This window comes from Marinomonas lutimaris, assembly GCF_019426345.1.
GTDB lineage: Bacteria > Pseudomonadota > Gammaproteobacteria > Pseudomonadales > Marinomonadaceae > Marinomonas > Marinomonas lutimaris.
Map to the genome: position 1 here is coordinate 1 of NZ_JAHLLW010000050.1, position 1438 is coordinate 1438.

A 1438-nucleotide genomic window follows, 5' to 3' on the forward strand; every position below is an offset into this window, starting at 1 on the left:
TGAAGTGACCCCATAAAGTTGGACACTTTATTAACCGGCTAACAATGCCTGATTTCGGTACTCTACCGGAGTCAGGCCATTTAACCCCATTTTTATCCGTTTCGTATTGTAGTAATCAATATACTCTTCAAGTTCTTGGATCAGATCATCTGCATCCTCGAAGGTTTCGCCATGGAACATTTCCGTTTTTAGTAAGGCAAAAAAGTTCTCAGCGACAGCATTGTCCAAACAATTCCCTTTTCGCGACATACTTTGCTGTAGTCCATGCTTTTTCAAGATAACTCGCGTTTGCTTTTGCTGGTACTGCCAACCTTGATCACTGTGTAAGATCGGAGCCTCTACTTCTTTCAGAACATTCACAGCCTCTTTTAGCATGTCAGTCACGAGCGGTAAATGCGCTGTCTTTTTAATTTGGTAAGCAATCACTTCTTGATTAAACAGATCAATCACGGGAGACAAGTATACTTTTTGTCCTTTAATATTAAACTCTGTCACGTCGGTGACCCATTTCTCATTCGGTCTGTCCGCTTTAAAATTTCGGCATAAGAGATTGTCCGCTATACGTCCTATTTCGCCTCGATAAGAGCGATAGCGTTTAGGTNNNTCGTACCTTAGATTTAAGCCCCAATAATCTCATCAGTTTTTGCACTGTTTTATGATTCAGTCCTATTTTGGCTTTACTAAGCTCAGAGGTGATGCGTCGATAACCATAACGGCCTCTATGCTCATGGAAGATCTCTTGTATCTTTTCCTTCGCTTCTGCGTACTGATCTGGCTGTGTTAATCGTTGGCAATGGTAATAAAACACACTTCTCGGCAGTGACAACGATCGAAGTAAATTCGATAACTTAAACCGACCTCTTAACCCTTGGACGATTGACGCTTTTTCTTGGTTTGTTGGCGTTTCATCTCGTCCAAGGCTTCTAACTTTTTTAGAACAGCAACCTCTGTCCGACGATATTCCAACTCGTCACGAAGCTCTTCTAATGTCATTTCATCAATAGATTTATCGTTTGATTCTTGGCTCTGTTTTTTCATGGAAGGGCGCCCTCGCTGCTTAGGTTGAAGACCTTGGAGTCCTGATTCGTCAAACTCACGTAGCCACACCGAAAGCGTACCGGGAGAGGGGAGATTATAAAAGGCACTTGTGTAAGTTAATGACCAATTTTCTGACCACATTCTTTTAAGGATATCAGCCTTATTTTTAGCGGTACGAGGAAATTTTGGCGGTAGAAACGATTCTTCACCATTGAAGCTATAGACCTTGCTCCAATAGCGAATATGACTATATGGAATGGATAGCTGTTTTCCAAGAACCCTTGGTGATGAAATACCATCAAGACATTGTTGAGCTAATGCAATTTTAAAAGTGCGACTGTACTTTGACATAAAAAAAGAACCCCCAATATTGGTTGTCCAACTATTGGGGGTCACTTCA

The 1438-nt window shown here is 41.5% G+C and carries 2 protein-coding genes and 1 pseudogene; all 3 read right to left on the reverse strand.

Translation table 11 applies throughout. The features are described from left to right. Window positions 1–30: 30 nt before the first annotated feature. Window positions 31–609, reverse strand: a pseudogene (locus KPL72_RS21025) (IS3 family transposase); the annotation flags it as partial. Continuing rightward, a complete protein-coding gene (locus KPL72_RS21550; protein WP_219704351.1) occupies window positions 596–808 on the reverse strand; it encodes an IS3 family transposase in 213 nt (70 codons plus the stop codon). The gene KPL72_RS21550 and the pseudogene KPL72_RS21025, both read right to left, overlap by 14 nt. A 53-nt stretch (window positions 809–861) precedes the next feature. Next, window positions 862–1438, reverse strand: a 577-nt coding sequence (locus KPL72_RS21035; protein WP_219704352.1) for a helix-turn-helix domain-containing protein, incomplete at its 5' end; no start/stop codon positions are given.